Origin of the sequence: Belliella buryatensis, assembly GCF_900188245.1 — a bacterium.
GTDB classification, from domain to species: Bacteria; Bacteroidota; Bacteroidia; order Cytophagales; family Cyclobacteriaceae; genus Belliella; species Belliella buryatensis.
Genome location: NZ_FZOK01000001.1, coordinates 159,748 through 181,783, shown reverse-complemented (window position 1 = coordinate 181,783; position 22,036 = coordinate 159,748). Strand labels below are relative to the sequence as shown.

Here is a 22,036-nt window from a genome sequence, read left to right as displayed (position 1 = left end):
AAAACTTCAAGGCGCAAAAATACAAGAAAATCCTGAGTCTCCCGTTCATTCCCAGATTTTCCTGAGTGTAAACTCTATGCATCGTGCTGCTAACTTAGCCGTACAGAGATCCTGATCAAAACTTGGGTTAAGTTCTACAACGTCCATACTGATCAATTTTTTACTTTGAGCGAGATACTCTAGAACTTTAAGAGCATAGTCAGGCGTAAACCCCATTGGTGATGCAGCGCTTACCCCAGGTGCATAAGCAGAAGAAAAAGCATCTAAATCAATACTCAAATAAACTTTGTTTACTTTATCTAAAAGGGAATTGAGTAGGTCTCTTGTTTTGTCCCAATCCAATATATTGCAGGATTCACTTTCTAGCCACCATGTCCCAGTTTTCTTAGCCGTAGCAAAAAGAGGGGAAGGGTTAGCAGCTTTTTGAATTCCTAGGCAAACATATTGAAGTGGCACTGCCTTTGATTTAGCATACTCGTGAAGCTGTAGAAATGGTGAGCCTGAATGACCTTGACCATTGACTTTTTCTCTCAAATCAAAATGCGCATCTAAATTTAAAATTCCTAAAGTCTCACCTTTTTCTGCTACATGATCGATAATGGCCGAGCCATGTGGAAAGGATAAATCATGGCCACCACCTAAAATCACAGGGAAATGCTTAGAACGAAGCAATTCTAATATGGTACTTTGGGTAAGTTCATGAATTGACTCTAAATCTGAACCTTCAAGCCAGATATTTCCATAATCTAAGATTTCTAAGCTTTCTGGCAGATGATAAGCCATCGACCCCATGACGCTTTTGATGCTATCAGGGCCTATCTGAGCCCCAACTCTTCCTTGATTTCTTCTAACTCCTTCATCAACTGCATAGCCTAATAATGCAATTTTCTTTTGGAGCTTTGTATCAGCTGATAAACTTTCGGTACAGCGTACTTTTTGATGCCAATATTCAAGTGAATCTGCACTTCTTCCTTTCCAAAAATATTGTGGTGTTGGTTTGTGGTTATCCATCTTTAATGCTTTAGTCTAATGTAAAGATTTAGGCGTCCGATATCAAAATATTAAATAAATTATTTATATCGCTCACGATATAAATACCTAGGTTTTGGTATATTTGTATCGTATACGATATAAATTCAAGTCAAATGGAAAATAAATTTTATGAATTCTCAGCTGAGGATATTAAGGGTCAAAGGATAGACATGTCTCAGTTCGAAGGGAAAACAGTCTTAGTTGTTAATACTGCAAGTAAATGTGGGTTGACGCCTCAGTTTGAAGGATTAGAGAAGTTAAACCAAAAGTACAAGGACAAAGGCTTGGTTGTCTTAGGATTTCCTTGTGATCAATTTGGTAATCAAGAGTTGGGTACAGATGATCAGATCTCTGAGTTTTGTCAGGTCAACTATGGAGTTTCATTTCCAATGTTCTCGAAAGTTGATGTGAATGGTGATCAAGCTCATCCCATATTCAAATATCTTAAGAGTAAATTAAAAGGAGGGATCTTGGGTTCAAAAGTGAAATGGAACTTCACCAAGTTCCTTTTGGATGCCAATGGAAGGCCAATAAAAAGATTTTCACCATTTACGAAGCCTGAAGCATTAGAAAAGGATATTGTAAAACTATTGGAAAAGAAGAAATAATGGATCAGCTTAAACTTGAAAATCAAATTTGCTTTCCATTTTATGCATTATCTAGATTGATAATTAGAGCCTATCAGCCCCATTTGGAAGAGCTTGGCCTTACCTATCCTCAATTTTTGGTGATGCTAGTTCTATGGGAGCAAGATCACCAGTCAGTCAATCAAATTGGTGAAAAATTGATCCTCAATACAAATACAATCACACCGCTTTTGAAAAGAATGGAGCTTATGGGGCTGATCAGCCGAAGAAAATCGAAGGAGGATGAAAGAAAAGTATTGATTAGCCTAACTCCTAAAGGACTTCAAAAGAAAGAAAAAGCATCATGTATCCCAGATGCGCTATTGGCAAATGTAGCTGATGAGCAAATAGACCGTACTCAATTTGACGAGTTGAAAAGTCAGCTCAATTTTTGGATTGAAGCTTTGAAAAAAGAGTGATTTAGCTCTGAAATTCCTGTAGTCGAGGATTCATCACTTTGAACCACAATGGAGGAATCAGTGCCATCAACATGCTGGCTGGATATCCCGTTGGAAGCTGTGGACTTTCATCCATGTGTCTTAGGATTTGATATTTTCTTGAAGCAAGAAAATGATGATCAGAATGCCGAGTCAATTCAAAAAGAACAATTCGACCCATTTCATGATCTGAATTCCAAGAATGTCTTGGCATGACCCTTTCGTATCGACCACTTTCCAACATTTTCCTACGGAGACCATAATGTTCAATGTAATTGATAGTTTCTAGAAGTAAAAAACCAACAACTCCAATTCCTAAAGCATAAGGTAAAATTCCAATTCCAAAATACCAGCAAACCCCTATTAAGTACGTGAGCTGGTAGACTGAAAACCTGATCATTTCATTATTCCATGTAAGATTTTTTATCCCTTTTTTCTCTAATCTTTCAGATTCGAGTTTCCAAGCATTCAGGTATTGACCAATGACGGATCTGAAATAAAATTCATAGATAGATTCATTTTTTCTAGCTGTAGCAGGATCATGATCTGTGGAAACGTGGCGGTGATGCCCACGATTGTGTTCAATGAAGAAATGCTGATAAAAAACCGGTAGTAATCCTGCTTTGGCAAGAAATTGCTCCCATTTACTACTCCTATGTCCTAGTTCATGGGCTACATTGATACCCAAAGATCCAAGGACAACACCAATGCTAAATGTCAAGCCGACAGTTTCTTTTATAGAAAGTGAAGTATTGGTAATGGTTTGAAAATAGAGGAAAACCAATACAAAACAGATGGGCGCACAGATATAAAGTAAAAAATCAAAGAATCTATTTGACAAACGCTTTTTTTCTTCGGTGTCAGAGTAGTTTTCTGTGGAAGCGGGGTAAAGTGCGTCCAAAACAGGAAAAATACCAAAGGCTAAAATTACTGTAGACCATGACCACCATCCTTGCCATTGCAATGCGAAATAGGCAGATAGCGGAATAGAGTAAGCAAGCAAATATTTGAGGTCTTTCATTGGGGTCAAGCTAATTTTATTAAAATTTCCACAATAAAATCACTAAAAGCAAGTATTAAAATCCTTTTTTGTTAGTTTCGATTTCAATTGAAAATTCATGAAGATTGTTTGGAAGATTTTAATCACATTATTGGGTGTACCGCTTTTATTTATTGATCCGAAACTTGCGTTAATTTATGTGATACTGTGCAATGTTGTATTTCTGATCGTTGACAAAAGGAGTAAAAAAAGTAATAGGTAAAATGAGGCATGCATATATTGCTAGGCTAATGATCTTTTATTTGGCACGAGAAATTTAAAAGTTCAATAAATCTTCATCTACCTTCTCGGGTATAGTGACTTTCAAACCAGGTGTTCTTTCCATTTCTCTTTTTATGGCAAATAAGGCCTCGTCATTTCTAGCCCAAGCTCTTCTTGATATCCCATTGTTCACGTCGTAGAAAAGCATAGACTGGAGCTTTCTTGCTGCTTCAGTAGTGCCGTCTAAGAGCATACCGAAGCCTCCATTGATTACTTCTCCCCAGCCTACGCCGCCACCATTATGGATGGAGACCCAAGTTGCTCCCCGGAAACTGTCACCAATCACATTGTGGATGGCCATATCTGCGGTAAACTTGCTTCCGTCATAGATATTACTGGTTTCTCGGAAAGGGGAATCGGTACCACTGACATCATGGTGATCTCTGCCAAGCACGATTGGGGCTGATATTTTACCTGCCTCTATTGCTTTATTGAAAGCTTGTGCAATCTTGATCCTGCCTTCTGCATCTGCATAGAGGATACGGGCTTGAGAACCCACCACCAGTTTGTTTTTGCCTGCTTCCTCTATCCATTTGATATTATCCTGCATTTGTTGTTGGATTTCGGCGGGAGAGGAGGACATGATTTCTCTGAGTACCTTTGCTGCTATTTTATCAGTTTTTTCCAGATCTTCTGACTTTCCAGAAGTACAAACCCATCTAAAAGGACCAAAACCATAATCAAAACACATCGGCCCCAAAATATCCTGCACATAGGAGGGATACCTAAAATCAATTCCATTTTGCGCCATCACCTCAGCCCCAGCCCGGGAAGCTTCCAACAAGAAGGCGTTTCCATAATCGAAAAAGTAAGTTCCTTTTGCTACATGCTTGTTGATCGCAGCAGCCTGTCTTCGAAGGGATTCTTGCACTTTAGTTTTGAATTGTTCTGGATCATTGGCCATCATCTCATTGGCTTCTACGAAACTTAGACCAGCAGGATAGTACCCACCTGCCCAAGGATTGTGCAGGGAAGTTTGATCTGAACCCAGTTCCACTTTGATATTTTCCTCGTCAAATTTCTCCCATACATCCACTATGTTGCCCAGATAGGCGATGGATATGATCTCTTGCTTTTCCTGGGCTTTTCTTGCCCTTTCACAGAGCTTATCCAAATCTTCAATTAATTCATCCACCCAACCTTGTTCATGTCTTTTGTAGGCAGCCTTTGGGTTGACTTCAGCACAGACAGTGATACAACCCGCAATATTTCCAGCTTTAGGTTGCGCGCCTGACATTCCTCCCAAACCAGCGGTAAGGAATACCTTGCCATTTGGATTGACAGCAGACCCCAGTTTTTTTCTAAAAGCATTCATCACCGTGATGGTGGTACCATGGACGATTCCTTGAGGGCCAATGTACATGTAAGATCCTGCGGTCATTTGTCCGTATTGTGTAACACCTAGGGCATTGTATTTTTCCCAATCATCAGGTTTGGAATAATTTGGGATCATCATCCCATTGGTAACCACTACTCGTGGAGCTTCCTTGGAAGAAGGAAAAAGTCCCATAGGATGACCAGAGTACATGTGCAGGGTTTGTTCTTCAGTCATCTCAGCCAAATACTTCATGGTGAGTAAATACTGCGCCCAATTTTGGAAAACAGCCCCATTTCCTCCATAAGTAATCAATTCTTGAGGATGCTGTGCAACTGCTGGATCTAGGTTATTTTGGATCATCAGCATGATGGCCGCAGCTTGTTGGGATTGAGCTGGATATTCCGAAATAGGTCTGGCATATATCTCATAATCCGGTATAAAACGATACATGTAAATCCTCCCGTAAACCTGTAATTCTTCAAAAAATTCATTTGCCAATTCCTTATGCCAAGCTTTAGGGAAATAGCGCAGCGCATTCCTCACTGCAAGTTTTTTTTCTTCAATACTTAAGATGTCCTTGCGCTTGGGAGCATGAGAAAAATTAGGATCAGGCTTCTTTTTGGAAGGAAGGGCAGTGGGGATGCCTTGAATTATAGATTCTTGGAAGGTCATGATATTTTATTTAATGGTCTTTGTATGGCAATCTGAAATACAGTAGAAATATGCTTCTCGAAAAAGAATAGAAATATTTTGTGTTAGCTTATTTCAACCATATTTCTATTTTATTTCAATCGGATTTCTACTTTATTTCAATTAAACCTTAACTCCATTTTTAATAATAATTGTCGGTTTCAATCTTCCTTGCTGATAAGTAATCTCTTGATAATCGTCCGTAGGAAAAAGGATAATATCTGCAAGCTTCCCGACTTCAAGCGTTCCTCGGTTTTTTATCCCTAAAGCTGCAGCAGCTCGATAAGTTATTCCTGCCAATACTTCTGCATTGCTTAGTTTTTCGAAAGTACCCAAAACAGAGGCTTGCATCAGTAAATCTCCCATCGGGGCAGAGCCAGGATTCCAGTCAGAGGCGATAGCCAAAGTAGCTCCTGAATCGAGTAATTTTCTAGCTGGCGTGTAAGCCATACCTAAGCCTAAAGATGCTCCCGGAAGGGCAACAGCTATGGTATCTGAACTTGCCAATAACTCAATTTCCTTATCTGTACTGGATTCTAGATGGTCTGCGGAGATTGCGCCGATATTCACGGCTACCTGAGAACCGCCAGCATGAAACTGATCCGCATGCACCGTAATATCAAAGCCCATTTCCTTGGCTTTTTGGAAGTAGGGTTGAATATCTTCGGCTGTAAAAGCTGTTTCCTCTATAAATGCATCGATCCGATTGGATAATCCTTCTATTTTGAGGATTGGAAAAACCTCGTCAGCAATGGTCTTCAAGTAATCTTTATTTGTACCTTGAAAATCCTTGGGGGGGATATGGGCGGCAAGGCAGGTTGGAATCAAATCAGCTAATGTATTTTTATTGGCTAGTTTGATCGCTCTAAGCATTTTGAGTTCTTCTTCAATAGCTAAGCCATAGCCACTTTTTACTTCAATTGTAGTAATCCCATCTTTGAGGTGCCTATTGGCTCTTTGCACAGTCAGCTGAGCTAGTTTGTCAAGGCTAGCCTTCCGCGTTTGGGAGACGGTATCCCAAATCCCTCCTCCAGATTTAGCAATCTCTAAGTAGGATTTCCCCGCATTGCGCATGGCATAATCTTGTGCACGACTACCTCCAAAACAAATATGTGTATGGCAATCAACTAATCCAGGCAGTGCAACAAAATCTCCTTTCAAGGATATCATCTCTGCTCCGATGGATTGAGCTTCAGGATAAAGATCCCAATAGGGGCCTATTTCATAGATTTCTTCATCCTTTATCAAAATGCCTGCTTCTTGGATAACTTGCAGCTGTTCATCTTTCAATGCGCCTTTGAGTGGGAGGTTGGCCATGGTGACGGCTTGGCGAATGGGGCCGATGAAGGTGTGTTTGATGGTTTGCATATATTTTTGGTTTGACCTTTGAGATTTTCAAAACCTCGAAGGTCTTTATGGTTTAGATTTTGAATTATTGAAATCCTAGAAGACCTGGTTTTGTGCTTTATCCTTGGGATAAACCTTCGAGGTCTAAAAAAAAGACCTCAAAGGTTAAGATCCTATAGTTTCTAGGAATTTGCAATTCAGAGGACAGTCTACATGGTTTCAAAATCCCTGTTGTTTTCAGTTTAACTTTTCCAAAGTTAACTTTTAGAACTGATAATTATAAATACCAATTCGATCTCTTATTGATAACTAAGAGGAATAATATAAATCGATTTAATGCTGAGACCTGAAATTGTACTCCAACTTTTTTTCAAAAACTATAAAAAAAGTTTAATCTATCGAAAAAATGGATTTTACTTACATTTTAGTTTGAATTCGGGGGGGGGGGGTAAACTAATTTTTAAAAGATTGTTTTGAAATTGACTATTTGAATAGTGCAATTTAGGGCAAGTAAATAGTTATTAGTGGTTAGTGATTTTGGATCAAAACATTTATTTTCTTAATTTCAATTATACATTTTAATCATTAATTTATTTAAAAACACATTATTATGAAGCATTTAAAAACATTTCTATTATTGACTGTTTTTTGTTTTTCCTTTTCAATCGGATCTTCATTTGGACAAGATGGTGATGACGTAGAGGGTTATGAAATGAAAGATCTAAAATGTTCAAGTGGGGAACCATGGAAGGTTTGTAGGGAAGAACCTAATGCAACCTGTTCAGTATCAGATCAAACAGTTTGCTAAATATTCTATTCATAGAAGGGAAGGGTTAGTCCTTCCTTTTTAAACCGAAAAAAGTCCCAAAAATGTATAGACATGTTTTTGTACTATTTCTTTCATTTTCATTTTTATGTGGCTGTAATGGGAAGTTGCAGGATTTTGATGTCCAAAAAATTGATATAAACCTTTCGGAATCAGAGGTTAATTCAATTTCTGATATAGCTCAAAATGTGAACTACATCCTTTTGGATACACCAGAGGAAATTCCATTGGTTAAACCTTATAAAATTGTTTTCCACAAAAATAAAATTTATGTTGAGGATCGAGTCCTTAGCAATTTATTAATTTTTGATAGATCAGGTAAACTGGTTAAATCAATTATGTCCACAGGTAAAGGCCCATCCGAGTTTTACCTGCTTGAGGATTTCTGCATCAATAACAACAAATTGTTTATTAAGGATAAAATACTTGGGAAAATTTTGACTTATGATCTGGATGGTAATTTTATTGAGGAAATAAGGCAATATGTGGATGGTCCTAATTTTTTTCGTGGAGAAAACTTTATTTTGGAGTATATGGACAATAAAATCAGTTGGCAAAATTTTAATTTTTTGCGGATCGAAAACTCCAAAATACAAGGTTTCGTTGATATAAAGAAAGGTTTTGAAAAATTGCGTTATTCGGACAATAATGGTTTTATCAAAAACCAAAAAAATAACCAAGTTATATTCAATATCCCATTTTCCTATTCTATAGCATTTTTTGATAGTAGTGGTATTTTAAAAAATCAAATTGAATTCGACTTAGGAAAAAACAGCATTGATGATTTAAAAAGAATTGATTTTAATCTAAATCATAATAAAAGACTACCCTATGTTTCAGAAAATGAAATAGTTGAGAATATTGGGTTATTTGCTCCTTACAAAGATTCTTTTCTGGTTACATTTCAACAAGGATATAAAGATAACCACCTTTTAATTTTAAATGACTCATTATCAATAATTTATCAAGCAAAAAATTTCATTAATGATTTAGATGGTTTTACGCTTAAATATTATCCATGGACTTTTTCTGAATTTGGCTTTGTTTGTTTGTTTTCATCCAGTCAATTGTACAATAGTTATATTGAAACTTTTCAAGGAAGAAGCTTAACGCCCTTGCCTGATGATATTCATGGTTTTTTTCAGGAAAACAAAGAAAAATTAAAAGGTGATTATCATGTCTTGGTGGAGTTCGAACTGAAATAAGAAAAAACTCTATTGGTTCAGTACTTACTCCTTCCTGATCAAAGCAAGTTTTTCTGATTACAATTGCAGACTTGAACTTTTTACCATTTATCAAAGTCCCCTGACCATTGCGTCTCCAATTCCAATCCTTCTTTCTCTGCAACTTCTCTCGCTATGGTAAGCAATTCCCCACTTCGGATCATCTCAATAGCGATTTCCATATCTTCATACATGATCTGATCTTCGGTGACATGTTTGATTTTGGTGCGTACATGTTCGTAGAGGGCGGTCATGATTTTCCCGGATTTCAATGGGGCATGAAAGTCCACAGCCTGGGCTGCACAGTATAGTTCTACACCAAGGATTTTTTCTACATTTTCTATTACCTGAAGGGCTTTCCTGGCTCCTATACTTCCCATACTCACATGGTCTTCCTGACCAAGCGAAGTTGGGATGCTGTCTGCCGAAGAAGGGAAGCAAAGTCCTTTGTTTTCACTTGCCAAAGCTGCAGTGGTGTACTGTGGGATCATAAAACCGGAATTCAGCCCTGTTTCCTTCAGAAGTAATTTAGGTACTCCGGGAGTATCTCCTTCCAGGGAAAGGTAAATCCTTCTGTCCGAAATATTGCCGATTTCGGAGGCAGCCAGACAGGCATAGTCCAAAGGCATGGCAATTGGTTGTCCATGGAAGTTTCCACCGCTGATGGTATGGTTTTCATCGAAGACAACAGGATTGTCGGTGACCGAATTGATCTCGATCTCCAAGGTTTGTTTCAGATGTAGCCAGGCATTTCTAGAAGCTCCATGCACTTGTGGCATACAGCGAAGTGAATACGGATCTTGAACCCTCGCGCACGCTGCATGGGAATGTACGATTTCGGATTCATGCAAGAGGTTTAGGATGGTCTGGGCTACATGTTGGTTTCCAGCATAGGGACGGAGTTCGTGGAGTTCGGAGGAAAATGGCTTGATTGAACCGAGCAAACCTTCCAACATCATCGCTCCGGTAATGTCCGCATGGGCGAGAATATTGTAGAATCTTTCTAGGACTTTTACCCCAAAAGCAGCCATGAACTGGGTTCCATTAATGAGTGCCAAACCTTCTTTTGGTCCTAAAGGAATTGAGGCAAGCTGATGAAGCTGAAATAGCTTTTGTGTAGGAATGACCTCGCCTTTGTAATGGACTTTTCCTAGGCCGATTAAGGGTAAAAATAAATGCGAAAGAGGTGCTAAATCTCCTGATGCACCCACGGAGCCCTGTTTTGGGACTACAGGAATGGCATTATTTTCTACGTGCCAGATCATTCTGTCTAGCGTAGCTTCCTGTATACCTGAATATCCTTTAGCTAGAGCATGAATCTTTAGGATCATCATCACTTTTGAAATATCGATAGGAATGGGTTCCCCCACTCCAACAGCATGGCTTTTCAAGATATTTTCCTGAAGCTTTCGAGTTTGGTCAGGCGAAATCATCGTGGTACAAAGTGGACCAAAACCGGTATTGATCCCATAGACAGGTTTTCCATTTGCAACAATTTTTTCTACAGCTGAAGCACTAGCTCGAACTTTTTTTCTAGTCTCCTCTGTGAGGATACCTTGGATTTCATCTTTAGCTATACTCAGGGCTATGGAAGCAGTGAGAAGTTGTTGGCCGTATTGGAAGGTAGTTTTCATAATCTAAAGTATTTCCTCTCGCAAAGAACCCAGAGAAGCTAAGTCCGCAAGAGACATTAAACAAAATTAAGTATACCTTATGATAATTATAAATACTATATTTATCAACTTGTAATTACTCTAGGTTATTTATTAAATTGCGATCTCTGCACCTTTGATTCCTTTGCGAGAAGCCAAAAAATGAATATAGAATTAAGACACCTCGAATATTTCCGTGCCGTAGCCGAAGAACTGAACTTTGGTAGGGCAGCGGAACGCTTATTTATCTCACAACCAGGACTCAGCCGTCAGATTAAGCAGATGGAGGAAATATTAGCGGTGCAGCTTTTTGAAAGAACTAAGAGAAGAGTAGAATTAACAGCTGCAGGACATTACCTCAAGTCTGAAGTAGATTACATTTTCAACCACCTCGAACTCACCAAAACCCAACTCAAGGAGATTGCAATTGGAAATATTGGTGAACTTAGAATAGGGTTTCTTGGATCTGCTGCCCATACTATCCTACCTGAACTTTTGGTGAAAATCTCCCAGCATTTCCCAGGTATCCAAACCACTATGGAGGAACTCAGCAACACTTTACAAATTGAGATGCTCGAAAAGGATAAATTGGATTTGGGTTTTGTGAGGCTAGCGCGGGTTCCTGAGGTACTACAGATGAAAATGGTGCAAGAGGATACTTTTTCATTGGTCCTGCCTTCAGACCACGATTTGTCTGAAGATAAATTCAAAAATGTATCGCAATTGAAGGAAGAAAACTTTATCTTCTTTTCCCATGACTACTCTTCCATTTACTATGATAAGATCATGTCAATTTGTGAGGACCAAAACTTTTCTCCTAGAATTACTCATAAGTCTGTCCATGCTTTGACTATTTTCAAACTGGTGGAAGCAGGTCTAGGGGTAGCTATCATACCAACTTCCCTGCAACAGGGGTATGACCTCAAGGTGAAATTTATAGAATTGAATAGGATCAAGCAAAAAACGGAGCTTTATTCAGTGTGGAAAAAGGGGAATAGGAATCCAGCTTTAGAGAAGGTTTTGGGTTGTTGAAATGATATATACTTCGTGAAATAAATTGAATTATAGTTGAAATCCGCCACGGCCAAGTTATACCCAAGGCTAAATATTTGTAGAGCCAAATCAATCAAATGATATCTTGTTTATTTGTCCTGATAATTGCTTTTATTCCGTTAGGATTTTTTTATCCGATCGTTTATCTTGTTTTTGTAAAAACTTAATAACATGAAAGTTACAGCGATAATTCCAGATGATTTGATTGCCGAAGCAATGGAGCTTTCTAAGTCTAGTACAGTTACAGATACCTTGAAAATAGCTTTGAAAACTTACATTAGATCTCAAAAACTAAAAGAGCTTGGAGCTTTGGTTTTGAATGAACCATTGGAATTCAAATATTCTTCTCAGGAATTGCGTGAAATAAATAGAAAATGAATGGTGTAGTTTTTAATACTTCAGTCTGGATTGAATTTTTGAAATTAAATCATTAGGTTTGAATTCATTTCAATAACAGTTTTCATGAAACAGACTTATATTTTCTTTTTTTGCATTACCCTACTATTATGCTACTCTTGTGATTCGAGCTCTAGAAAAGCAACAAAAGAATTTCAAATGACATCAAAAGGCAAAGTAAGTCTTTTGATTGATGAAACTACTCCTGATTTTAGTATGGGTCTACAATATGTGGAGGCAGAAAAGGAATTAGTCTTCAATATTAATTGGGCTACAAATTCACTTCAAATGTATGATTTAGAAGAAGGGAAATTGATCAAGTCTATTCCTTTTGAAAAAGAAGGTGATCAAGGTGTTGGTGAGTTGATGGCATTTCATGTACATACTTTAGATAGTATTTTTCTTTTTCCTTTTCAAGGAGCTTCATTTTCATTAGTAGATGGTTCAGGTAATTTGATAAAAAGGTTCAAATACAATTTACCGGAAAATCATACCGCAGGATTTGTGCATAATATCAGTTTTATAAGCCCTCCGATTATTCAGGGTGGTAAAATAAACTTCAAGACGAGACCAGCTATCATAGACAACTACCGTGAAATGACCAATGAGATGTTGGCCTCTTCCAAATTGAGTTTTAGACTTGATTTAAAAACCTTGGATACTGAGTTATTGATGCATCACTACCCTAGTGAATATTTAGAAAATGGATTCAAGCGCTTTGAATTCAGTAGGGCAGAGGGGGAAGGAAAAATCGTTTATTCCTTTTTTGGAGATCACCAGCTGTATTGGGCATCTGATTTTAATTCGCCTTTAGAAAAAGAAGAAGCCAAAAGTGAATATTTGAGTGACAAGCTTCCTTTGTTCCCAGTAGATGGGGCATTTTTGCAGTCTCAAAAGTATAGTAACGCCAGCTCTCGATATGATAATTTGATTCATGACCCTTACCGAGAGGTTTTTTATCGTTTTGCCTATCCTGATTTGGATGTAAATACCGAGGAAGAAGTTCGGGCTTTGAGAAATAACCCTGGTCCCTTTGTGGTAATGGTATTTGACAAGGATCTAAAACTACTTACAGAGACCTATTTTGAAGAGGGAAAGTATTTGCCGATGAATGCTTTTGTCGGAAAAAAAGGACTTTATCTTTCTACTAATAACCCTGATAATCCAGATGTTCAGGAAGATTTGATGGATTTTGAGATTTTTGCTTTAGTTGGGAAATAAGTTCATAATCAAGAGCAATGAGCTAATTATCTTCAAATTTTTGACTTGTTTAACTTCGTACCTCACTCCCTGTAGTTGAATTTATGCCTCTTGACTCTTGTATCTTGAGTCTTTTAAGAAATGCCGTCCAAATGTCGGGTGAAATCCTCTTATTTTTCGGGCTATATTTGTGAGAATCCTCACAACTTGCCATGGTCAAACAAAACTTTATAAATATGAATCAACCACAGCTAGGTCAAAAGATCCAAGAATGGAGAAAGGCCAAAGGAATGACCCAAGAGGAATTAGTGGAAAAATGTAATATCAACGTACGCACCATACAGCGCATTGAAGCAGGGGAAGTCACACCTAGGTCTTACACTGTCAAAGCTATTTTAGAAGCATTAGGTGTTGAAAATGAGAATTCATTTTCTATTTCGCATAGAAATGAAAGTTTTCAATTCTCTTCTCAGAGAAAGAAAATATTCTTGATTGGTGCTATATCAGGTTGCATTTATTTTCTGATTTCTTTTTTGGAATTTTATTGGGATGGGATTTTGTTTTTCGGATCTGCTTTAGAGATTCCTTCTTATTATATTCCTTTGAAAATTGCTGTAGGAGTGACTTTTTCCCTCTTTTTCTCAGGTTGGTTTAAGCTTGGAGAAGCACTTGATTCTGGATGGATTCGGTGGGGTTCTGTTTTTTTGATCATTGTAAGTATAAGTCTTATTTCTCTAGATATTAGTTTACTAGGTCAAACACTTACTGATTATAAATTAATTGGATTTGTTAAATTATTCTTTTTTGGTCTTTCTTTAATTCCGCTTTCAATTGGGTTGATACATCAAAGACAACAAATGGGAAATCTTTTCCTAGCATCTGGTATTGTTGGGCTTCTAGCAGCATTATTTTTTGTGACCTTTTTCTTTGCAATTGCAGGATTAGTGTTTGTAACGATATTCGATTTGATGTTGATCTACTTATTATTTTCAAATGCTAGTCAAAAAGAACATAAATTGATTGAAGGAATACTGGCTTAAACTATATAAAACTCAACTCCAAATAAACCTATCCCTATTCATTCTTAGATTTAGGGTTAGGTTTTCTTATTTTTGACCATGTCTGAACAAACAGTTGTTTCCAAAGCATACGAACTCATTACCGACGAAGGTGAGGAGAGGGCCTGTGAGGCTATTTCTGAAAGGGCCTGTAAGGAAACTCCGGGAAACTTTTTCAAAAATGTATTCAGCGGCTCTTTATCCAAATTAGCAGAGCAGTTGGTTAGTCCTGGGACCACTTTGCCTTGGATACTCTCTGCTTTAGGTGTTCCGAATCTATTCACTGGCGCATTAGTTCCCATTAAGGATGCTGGCTCTCTTTTACCTCAGCTTTTTGTCTCTGCCAAAATCCGAGCGTATGCCATCAGGAAATGGTTTTGGGTAGTACCTGCCGTGATTCAGGCAGTGGCTTTATTTGCCATGGCCTTTGTGGTTTTGGCTACAGAAGGTAATACTGCTGGGATTTTGATTTTAGGTTTATTGCTGATTTTTAGTTTGGCAAGTGGAATCGCAAGCATTAGCTTCAAGGATGTTATTGGCAAAACTGTCCCCAAAGGGAAGAGAGGGCAGTTGCTGGCCATGCGTTCCACAATCGGAGGAATATTGACCTTATTTGCAGGGGTATTTATCCTTCGAGACTTAGAAGGAGAGCAAGATAAAGAAATGCTGTTTTGGGTGGTGATGTCCGGTGCAATTTTATGGTTGATGTCCGCTTTTTTATTTTCCTTGATTGCTGAAGAAAGAGGAGCCACAGAAGGAGGTAGATCACCAGTAAATGAAATTACAAATGCATGGAATTTCTGGAAAGAAGATAGCAATCTGAGACGCTTTATTTTTACCCGAGGGCTTTTGATGGCAATCCCATTAGCACAGCCTTTCTTCGTAGTTTTGGGAAAAGAGGAATTGGGTAGCGAAGTGAATAATTTAGGTATTATGGTGATTGCAGCAGGCATTGCCAATATTGTGAGCAGTCCTTTTTGGGGGAGATTTGCTGATCAATCCAGCCGCAAGCTGATGGTTTGGGTTTCTATTCTTGGGATGGTGAATATTTCATTAATGGCACTCTTTCCATTTTGGCCTGATAGCTTGCAGAATATTTATGTTTTTGCAGCACTTTTCCTGATACAGGTCATGGCGCATGGGGGTGCCAGATTGAGCAGGAAAACGTACCTGGTAGATTTTGCTCCTGAAAAAGAAAGGCCCCTTTTTGTCTCACTTTCAAATACAATGATCGGGGTTTTTACATTAGTTGCTGCTGGGTTAGGGAGTCTGTCTTCCTTTTTTGGGGTGCAGGTGATGTTGTTTGTCTTTGTTGGCTTATTGATGATTGCTTTATTCTTGACTTTCAGACTCAAAGAAGTCTAATTGAAATCATTGGTGAAATTTAATTTGATCATTGATGTATTTTTGATGTAGTCATTTTTTAGCCTTAGCGATAAGTAATGATTTGTTTTGGTTATGCTAATTTCTTAAAATGAAATTAGCTCCTTCAATTGACTTTAACCCAGAATACAAATGACCAAAACACAAACTTACACCGTCAAGATTGCACTGATAGTAGCACTTGGCGGTTTTTTGATGGGCTTTGATGCTTCCGTGATTTCAGGAGTTGTCAAGTTTATAGAGCCAGAATTCAATTTAACCAAACTTCAACTAGGCTGGTCTGTAGCTTCTCTGACCCTGACTGCTACACTAGCAATGATGGTGGCAGGACCTTTAAGTGATAAGTTCGGCAGGAGAAAGGTATTACAGTGGTCTGCGATTTTATTTGCAGTCAGTGCGATAGGTTCTGCTCTTGCACCTACTTTTTTATTATTGGTTATAGCGCGGATGCTTGGTGGATTTGGAGTAGGGGCTTCTTTGATATTGGCGCCGATGTACATTGCTGAGATAGCTCCTGCCAACATGCGTGGCAGACTAGTGTCGTTCAATCAACTTAACATCGTAATTGGTATCTCTGCTGCTTTCTTTTCAAATTATTTGATCTTAAAATTTGCAGGTTCAGGAGCTGATTGGGCTTTGTCTTTGGGTTTTGATAAGTGGAATTGGAGATGGATGCTAGGCATAGAATTTTTGCCTGCGATGCTTTATTTTGTTGGTTTGTATTTTGTTCCTAAAAGTCCACGCTGGTTGGTAATGAAAGGACAGACAGATCAAGCGCTTTTTATCATGAAGCAATTTACAAATGTTGAAGATGCGCAGAAGCAAATCAATGATGCTGCACATAGCATTGAAGAAGAAAAAGACAAAGAAAAAGTAAAATTGACCGAATTTTTTAAACCAGCCTATAGATGGGTTTTATTAATAGGTGTGGTGGTAGCTATTTTACAACAAATCACGGGAATTAATTCTGTATTTTTTTATGCACCAATGATATTCGAGCAATCAGGAATTGGGACCGATGCTTCTTTTATTCAGGCAATTTTGGTCGGTTTGACAAATCTTGTGTTTACTGTTTTGGCAATTTTATTTATTGATAAATTGGGAAGGAAGCCACTTTTGGTTGGTGGATTAATTGGAATAGCTTTGTGCATGAGTTTACTTGCTTATGGATTTGGTTCTGCTACTTATCAGTTAACCGAGGAGAGTATAAAAGCACTTCCTGAGCAGGTAGATACCAATCGATTAGAGAACATGGTTGACGTAGTATTCGATACCGATGTTAGCTTCAAGCAAGCTTTGAGAGCCTCATTGGGAGAAGTCGATGCGTTGACTTTTGAATCTCAGGCTATTACAGCCTCCATCTCCATGAATCCAACCATTATTTTGATTGGTATCTTAGGTTTTGTAGCCTCATTTGCTATATCCATAGGACCTGTCATGTGGGTTTTATTTTCGGAGTTATTTCCGATCAATATCAAAGGTGCTGCTATATCATTTGTTGGTTTTATTAATTCTTTGGTGAGTTACTTGGTTCAGCAGTTTTTTCCTTGGCAATTGGATACATTCGGAAGTAGCACTACATTTCTTATTTATGGATTATTTGCTGCCATAGGGGTAGTGTTTGTAATTGTGGTTGTGCCTGAAACTAAAAATAAGTCACTTGAGGAGTTAGAAGCAATTCTTATAAAGAAGTGATATAAATTATACAATTAAAAACTGGAAGTCGATGAAAACTAAAATAATGAATTTTGCCAATATCTGGATTTATATGGTTGTGGCTATTTCTTTATTCTTTACAGCATGTTCAGGAAATCAAGAAAAGAATAATCTTTCAGAGCAAGAGAATACCCTCGCGTACACATTAGAAATACTTGCCAGTAGTCTCCATGAAGCTTCCTCAGCAGATATCAAGGAGAAAGCTGCCTCAGGATCTGCGATTGATTTAATGGCAGAGAGCTGGATGGCCTTTTATGCTGATTTTGAAGAAGCTGGTAGATATAATGTATCAGTTGTAGTGAAAAATATGGGTGATATACCTGCCAAGGTTTGGATTGAAGATTATTATGATAATCCTGATGATAGGACTTATGATGTGACTGGGAAAATTGAAGTTCCGGTTTCTACTGAAGCTCAATCTTTGGGAGTTGATGGTAGCCCTTTCAATCAAGGAAATCATCCTATGAAGTTTCATGTTTTGGAAGGTGAAGTGAGCATTGAGAAAGTGGTTTTCACGCTGATGGCATCACATCAGGTTTCTGAGAAGGTATTAGAGCAGACCATGGATGGAGAGCAGTGGGAGTTGGTTTGGTCGGATGAATTTGATGGAGATCAAGTGGATGAAAGCAAATGGACTTATGATTTGGGTGATTGGGGATGGGGTAACAATGAATTACAATACTATACTGTCAATCGTCCTGAAAATGCTAGAATTGAAAATGGTAATTTGATTCTTGAGGCAAGAAAGAATGATTTTGGACAGGAGTGGACTTCAGCGAGATTGACAACACGTGGAAAAGTAGCATTTCTTTATGGGAAGATAGAGTTTAGGGCAAAAGTTCCAAGACTCAAAGGTAACTGGGCTGCTGGATGGACACTAGGTAATACATATGTTGATGAAAAAGACTGGCCCTATTGCGGAGAAATTGACATTTTGGAAAGTGTAGGCTATGAAGTAGATAATGAAACTGGCGATGGCATAGCTCACGCGACAGTGCACACACCGGCTTATTATTTCAAAATTAATAATCAGATTTCAAGTCAGAAAGCTATTCCTAACATGGCTGGCGAATTTCATACTTATGCTGTGGAGTGGACTCCTACTGAGATCAAAATGCTGGTCAATGATGAGGTGTATTATACTTATGATAAAATAGCTAATGAAAAGGAATGGCCATTCCATATTCCTCAAAACATCATATTGAACCTAGCCATTGGTGGTGGATGGGGTGGATCTCAAGGTTTGGATCCAGACATGACTACCCAAGAATTTATTTTAGACTATGTAAGAGTCTACGAAAAGCGATAGAAGATGAATCAGGATTATTTAAAAATTGCAAATCAACAGCTACATTTCCAAAGTGAAGAAGTTTCGGGTTCGTTTGTGAAGAAAGGAGAGAGTCTTTTTTATAAAGTCAGTCATGTGGATCAGATGCCCCCTTTTTTCATGTCTATCGTGAGTCATGATGAACATTGGATGTTCATTGGATCTAATGGTGCTTTGACTGCTGGTAAAAAAAATGAAGAGCAATTACTTTTCCCGTATTACACTGACGATAAGATTCTATCTTCGGTTGAGAAAGTTGGCTCTAGCACAACAATAAGAATTCATACCGATAATGGGAGAAAGCTTTGGAAACCATTTTCTGAAACCTATAAAGGGATCTACGAGATAGAAAGGAATCTATATAAAAGTCAATGGGGCAATGAATTGATCTTTGAAGAAATCAACCATGACTTAGGTTTGATCTTTAGCTATTCTTGGCAGTTTTCTTCAAAATATGGCTTTGTCAAAAAGAGTAGCTTATGCAATTTGTCTGAGCATCAAGCTAATGTAGAAGTTTTAGATGGAGTGCTAGACTTGATGCCTTTTGGTGTTTCTTCGCAACTTCAATTGCAACGAAGTAACTTGGTCAATGCTTACAAGAGAAGTGAACTTGACATAAAAACAGGCTTGGGTGTTTTTGCGCTCAGTTCTCAAATCGTAGATCGAGCTGAACCCAGTGAAGCATTGAAAGCAACTCTTGCTTGGCATAGTGGTGTGGAAGTAAAACATGTTTTGTTATCTTCCTCGCAGCTAGCAAATTTTTGTAAAGGTGGAGAATTGAGGACTGAAAGTGATGTCAAAGGGGCTCCTGCATCCTATTTGATCAATTTTGATCAAAACCTACATGGCGAACAGCAAATTGAATGGAGTATTTGCATGGATATTCATCAAACTCCAGCTCAAATCAATAATCTAATTTCTCAACTTGATAAAAATAAAAAAAGTGTTTTATCAGACTTGAAAGCTGATTTGAAGCAAGGAACTAATATTTTAAAAAGTTTAGTAGGTAAAGCAGATGGTCTTCAATTGACGGCGGATCAAGCTGGTATCAATAGGCATTATTCCAATGTGCTTTTTAATCTTATGCGTGGAGGGATTTTTGAAGAAGATTATCAAATTGACAGAAAGGATTTCTTGGAATATGTAAAGACGATCAACCATGACGTATTTGATCAATTCCAGGATTTTTTCGAAGGAATAACAGCATATGAATCCTACCAATCTTTGAATCAAAAAGCTTTGAAGGAGGGTTATAGCGATCTTATTCGTATTTGCAAAGAGTACTTACCGCTGAGCTTTAGCCGAAGGCATGGTGACCCAAGTAGGCCGTGGAATAAATTTTCTATTGATCTAAAGAATCCTGATGGGAGCAAGAGAAGGGCTTATGCTGGTAATTGGAGAGATATTTTTCAAAACTGGGAGGCCTTGGCTGTTTCTTATCCTAAATTTGTGGAGGGGATGGTGTTCAAATTTCTCAATGCTTCTACTATTGATGGTTATAATCCTTATAGAATTTCCCGAAATGGGGTAGATTGGGAAGTTATAGAGCCAGAAGACCCTTGGTCTTATATAGGTTATTGGGGAGATCATCAGTTGATTTACCTACTCAAGCTTCTGGAATTGGGTAAGAAGCATCAAGCTATTTCTCTCAGAAATTTGGCAAATCAAGACTGGTTTGTATTTGCTAATGTCCCTTATCGGATAAGATCTTTTGAGGCAATAGTAAGAGACCCTCAAGACACGGTTGATTTTGAAGAGCAGCTAGAGAAGCAAATTCAATCCAGAGTTCATGTATTAGGGGCAGATGGAAAACTTACATTTAAGAATGATCAGCAAATTCTCAAGAGTAATTTTTTAGAAAAGTTGATAATTCCTTGGTTGACTAAATTGGGGAATTTTATTCCTGATGCAGGAATCTGGATGAATACACAAAGACCAGAGTGGAATGACGCCAATAATGCTTTGGTAGGCAATGGTACTTCGATGGTTACACTCTATTATATGTACCGATTCACAGATTTTTTAGAGAATTGGTTGAAAGATGAGTTATCTGAAGCCATCAAATTACACAAAGAAGTTTCAGATTGGATGCAATCCTTATTAGATGCTTTGATTAAGAATAAAACGCATTTGGATCAAGGTTTCTCAAATACAGCTAGATTCGAATTTGTGCAAAAGTTGGGGCTATTATCTGAAGCCTACAGAAACAAAGCTTATGCTGGATTCGCTGGAGAAAAGACTTCTATTGAAATCTCCCAGTTCTTGGATTTATTGACCTTGACTAAGCAGTACCTTGAGAAATCTATTCAAAACAACAAAAGAAGTGATGGACTATATCATGCCTATAATATAATTAATATAGAAGAAAAGGAGATCACAATAGATCACCTTTATGAAATGCTGGAAGGTCAAGTAGCTGTCTTGACATCAGGTTATTTGAAGCCTGAGGAGTGTTTAGCAGTGCTAGATCAGATGAAAAGCAGCAAGTTATATAGAGCTGATCAATACAGCTACTTGCTTTACCCAAATCGAGAATTAAAAGGCTTCTTGAATAAAAGTAAAATTCCTCAATCAGCACTAGATGAAATTCCTTTGTTGAAGGAAATGATCAAGGTAGGGGACCATCGTATCATTCATCAGGATGACCAAGGTCAACTGTATTTCAATAGTGAGTTCAACAATGCAAAAGCTCTCAAGAATTCTTTAGAGGAGTTTAAAGAAACTGATGATTTGGATAGGCTTGAAGCACTATACGAGCAAGTTTTCAACCACAAATCATTCACAGGTAGGTCAGGAACTTTCTTTGCCTTTGAAGGTTTAGGAAGTATTTATTGGCACATGGTTTCGAAGTTATTATATGCAGTTGGAGAATTGCTTTCAGAAAATCAAGAGATTGATGAAAAAGTACGGGGTAGATTGATCGATCATTATTATGAAATTCGTGCTGGAATAGGTATTAATAAGAGTCCTGAAGTCTATGGCGCTATTCCAACAGACCCATATAGCCATACCCCATCACATCGTGGTGCACAGCAGCCGGGTATGACTGGACAAGTCAAGGAAGATATCCTCAACAGATGGTTCGAATTAGGGGTTCAGGTAATTGATGGTTGTATTACTTTCAACCCAACATTTTTATCTGCGAATGAGTGGCTAACCGAAAATCAGGATTTTGAATATGTGAATTTACAAGGTAAACAAAGCAAAATTGGAGTTGAAAAAGAAGCCTTGGCATTTACTTATTGTCAAGTCCCAATTATTTATAAAAAGGACTCTAATGTTAAAATTGATGTGATATACAGTGACTCAGATGAAAATGAATCAATTCAAGGTCATGTACTATCTCAGAAATTGTCTGAAATGATCTTCTCAAGGTCACACGATATAGAAAGAATCGAAGTGAGTATTAGGTATAATTAAAAGAAGGGATG

General features: G+C 37.9%; 16 protein-coding genes. 11 read left to right on the top strand and 5 right to left on the bottom strand.

Annotated elements, in window-relative coordinates; translation table 11 throughout:
• Positions 1–45: 45 nt before the first annotated feature.
• A complete protein-coding gene (gene hutG, locus CHB66_RS00780; RefSeq protein ID WP_089236975.1) occupies positions 46–1,011 on the bottom strand; it encodes a formimidoylglutamase in 966 nt (321 codons plus the stop codon).
• Positions 1,012–1,145: 134 nt separating this feature from the next.
• Here hutG and CHB66_RS00775 point away from each other — a divergent pair, with 134 nt between their 5' ends.
• Positions 1,146–1,640: a glutathione peroxidase gene (locus CHB66_RS00775; RefSeq protein ID WP_089236973.1), complete on the top strand. Its 495-nt coding sequence runs from the start codon at positions 1,146–1,148 to the stop codon at positions 1,638–1,640.
• A complete protein-coding gene (locus CHB66_RS00770) occupies positions 1,640–2,077 on the top strand; it encodes a MarR family winged helix-turn-helix transcriptional regulator (protein ID WP_089236971.1) in 438 nt (145 codons plus the stop codon). Before CHB66_RS00775 ends, CHB66_RS00770 begins: the two co-directional genes overlap by 1 nt.
• Before the next feature lies 1 nt (position 2,078).
• Here the strand turns inward: CHB66_RS00770 and CHB66_RS00765 are convergent, their stop codons facing one another.
• The 3 genes from CHB66_RS00765 to hutI form a co-directional block, all read right to left on the bottom strand.
• Positions 2,079–3,116: an alkane 1-monooxygenase gene (locus CHB66_RS00765; RefSeq protein WP_089236969.1), complete on the bottom strand. Its 1,038-nt coding sequence runs from the start codon at positions 3,114–3,116 to the stop codon at positions 2,079–2,081.
• Positions 3,117–3,411: 295 nt separating this feature from the next.
• Entirely contained in the window at positions 3,412–5,406 is a 1,995-nt protein-coding gene (locus CHB66_RS00760; RefSeq protein ID WP_089236966.1) for a urocanate hydratase, read from the bottom strand.
• 141 nt (positions 5,407–5,547) lie between these two features.
• Positions 5,548–6,792 carry an imidazolonepropionase gene (gene hutI, locus CHB66_RS00755; protein ID WP_089236964.1) on the bottom strand — a complete coding sequence of 415 codons (1,245 nt, stop codon included), beginning with the start codon at positions 6,790–6,792 and terminating at the stop codon, positions 5,548–5,550.
• A gap of 849 nt (positions 6,793–7,641) precedes the next feature.
• Between hutI and CHB66_RS00745 the strand changes: the two genes are divergently transcribed.
• Entirely contained in the window at positions 7,642–8,802 is a 1,161-nt protein-coding gene (locus CHB66_RS00745; RefSeq protein ID WP_089236960.1) for a 6-bladed beta-propeller, read from the top strand.
• A gap of 80 nt (positions 8,803–8,882) precedes the next feature.
• Here the strand turns inward: CHB66_RS00745 and hutH are convergent, their stop codons facing one another.
• Positions 8,883–10,454 carry a histidine ammonia-lyase gene (gene hutH / locus CHB66_RS00740; protein WP_170932397.1) on the bottom strand — a complete coding sequence of 524 codons (1,572 nt, stop codon included), beginning with the start codon at positions 10,452–10,454 and terminating at the stop codon, positions 8,883–8,885.
• 180 nt (positions 10,455–10,634) lie between these two features.
• On the opposite strand from hutH, the gene CHB66_RS00735 reads away from it, so the two are divergent.
• The 8 genes from CHB66_RS00735 to CHB66_RS00700 all read left to right on the top strand — a co-directional run bounded on the left by CHB66_RS00735 (position 10,635) and on the right by CHB66_RS00700 (position 22,025).
• Positions 10,635–11,504, top strand: coding sequence for a LysR family transcriptional regulator (locus CHB66_RS00735; protein ID WP_089236956.1), 870 nt, complete (start codon positions 10,635–10,637; stop codon positions 11,502–11,504).
• Positions 11,505–11,696: 192 nt separating this feature from the next.
• Positions 11,697–11,903 carry a type II toxin-antitoxin system VapB family antitoxin gene (locus CHB66_RS00730; RefSeq protein WP_089236954.1) on the top strand — a complete coding sequence of 69 codons (207 nt, stop codon included), beginning with the start codon at positions 11,697–11,699 and terminating at the stop codon, positions 11,901–11,903.
• Between the two features lie 177 nt (positions 11,904–12,080).
• The gene (locus tag CHB66_RS00725) at positions 12,081–13,142 is read left to right on the top strand and encodes a DUF4221 family protein (protein ID WP_245812636.1); all 1,062 of its coding nucleotides are present in this window, start codon (positions 12,081–12,083) and stop codon (positions 13,140–13,142) included.
• A gap of 215 nt (positions 13,143–13,357) precedes the next feature.
• A complete protein-coding gene (locus CHB66_RS00720; protein WP_089237430.1) occupies positions 13,358–14,161 on the top strand; it encodes a helix-turn-helix domain-containing protein in 804 nt (267 codons plus the stop codon).
• A gap of 78 nt (positions 14,162–14,239) precedes the next feature.
• Positions 14,240–15,544 (top strand): MFS transporter, encoded by a 1,305-nt coding sequence (locus CHB66_RS00715; RefSeq protein WP_089236950.1) that lies wholly within the window; start codon positions 14,240–14,242, stop codon positions 15,542–15,544.
• 150 nt (positions 15,545–15,694) lie between these two features.
• Positions 15,695–17,257: a sugar porter family MFS transporter gene (locus CHB66_RS00710; protein WP_089236948.1), complete on the top strand. Its 1,563-nt coding sequence runs from the start codon at positions 15,695–15,697 to the stop codon at positions 17,255–17,257.
• 31 nt (positions 17,258–17,288) lie between these two features.
• Entirely contained in the window at positions 17,289–18,587 is a 1,299-nt protein-coding gene (locus CHB66_RS17075; protein ID WP_212668426.1) for a glycoside hydrolase family 16 protein, read from the top strand.
• 3 nt (positions 18,588–18,590) lie between these two features.
• Positions 18,591–22,025 (top strand): hypothetical protein, encoded by a 3,435-nt coding sequence (locus CHB66_RS00700; RefSeq protein ID WP_089236946.1) that lies wholly within the window; start codon positions 18,591–18,593, stop codon positions 22,023–22,025.
• Positions 22,026–22,036: the final 11 nt, after the last annotated feature.

Coding starts and splice junctions, on each gene's coding strand:
- hutG (WP_089236975.1), bottom strand. CDS start 1,011: ATGGATAACCACAAACCAACACCACAATATTTTTGGAAAGGAAGAAGT.
- CHB66_RS00775 (WP_089236973.1), top strand. CDS start 1,146: ATGGAAAATAAATTTTATGAATTCTCAGCTGAGGATATTAAGGGTCAA.
- CHB66_RS00770 (WP_089236971.1), top strand. CDS start 1,640: ATGGATCAGCTTAAACTTGAAAATCAAATTTGCTTTCCATTTTATGCA.
- CHB66_RS00765 (WP_089236969.1), bottom strand. CDS start 3,116: ATGAAAGACCTCAAATATTTGCTTGCTTACTCTATTCCGCTATCTGCC.
- CHB66_RS00760 (WP_089236966.1), bottom strand. CDS start 5,406: ATGACCTTCCAAGAATCTATAATTCAAGGCATCCCCACTGCCCTTCCT.
- hutI (WP_089236964.1), bottom strand. CDS start 6,792: ATGCAAACCATCAAACACACCTTCATCGGCCCCATTCGCCAAGCCGTC.
- CHB66_RS00745 (WP_089236960.1), top strand. CDS start 7,642: ATGTATAGACATGTTTTTGTACTATTTCTTTCATTTTCATTTTTATGT.
- hutH (WP_170932397.1), bottom strand. CDS start 10,454: ATGAAAACTACCTTCCAATACGGCCAACAACTTCTCACTGCTTCCATA.
- CHB66_RS00735 (WP_089236956.1), top strand. CDS start 10,635: ATGAATATAGAATTAAGACACCTCGAATATTTCCGTGCCGTAGCCGAA.
- CHB66_RS00730 (WP_089236954.1), top strand. CDS start 11,697: ATGAAAGTTACAGCGATAATTCCAGATGATTTGATTGCCGAAGCAATG.
- CHB66_RS00725 (WP_245812636.1), top strand. CDS start 12,081: ATGACATCAAAAGGCAAAGTAAGTCTTTTGATTGATGAAACTACTCCT.
- CHB66_RS00720 (WP_089237430.1), top strand. CDS start 13,358: ATGAATCAACCACAGCTAGGTCAAAAGATCCAAGAATGGAGAAAGGCC.
- CHB66_RS00715 (WP_089236950.1), top strand. CDS start 14,240: ATGTCTGAACAAACAGTTGTTTCCAAAGCATACGAACTCATTACCGAC.
- CHB66_RS00710 (WP_089236948.1), top strand. CDS start 15,695: ATGACCAAAACACAAACTTACACCGTCAAGATTGCACTGATAGTAGCA.
- CHB66_RS17075 (WP_212668426.1), top strand. CDS start 17,289: ATGAAAACTAAAATAATGAATTTTGCCAATATCTGGATTTATATGGTT.
- CHB66_RS00700 (WP_089236946.1), top strand. CDS start 18,591: ATGAATCAGGATTATTTAAAAATTGCAAATCAACAGCTACATTTCCAA.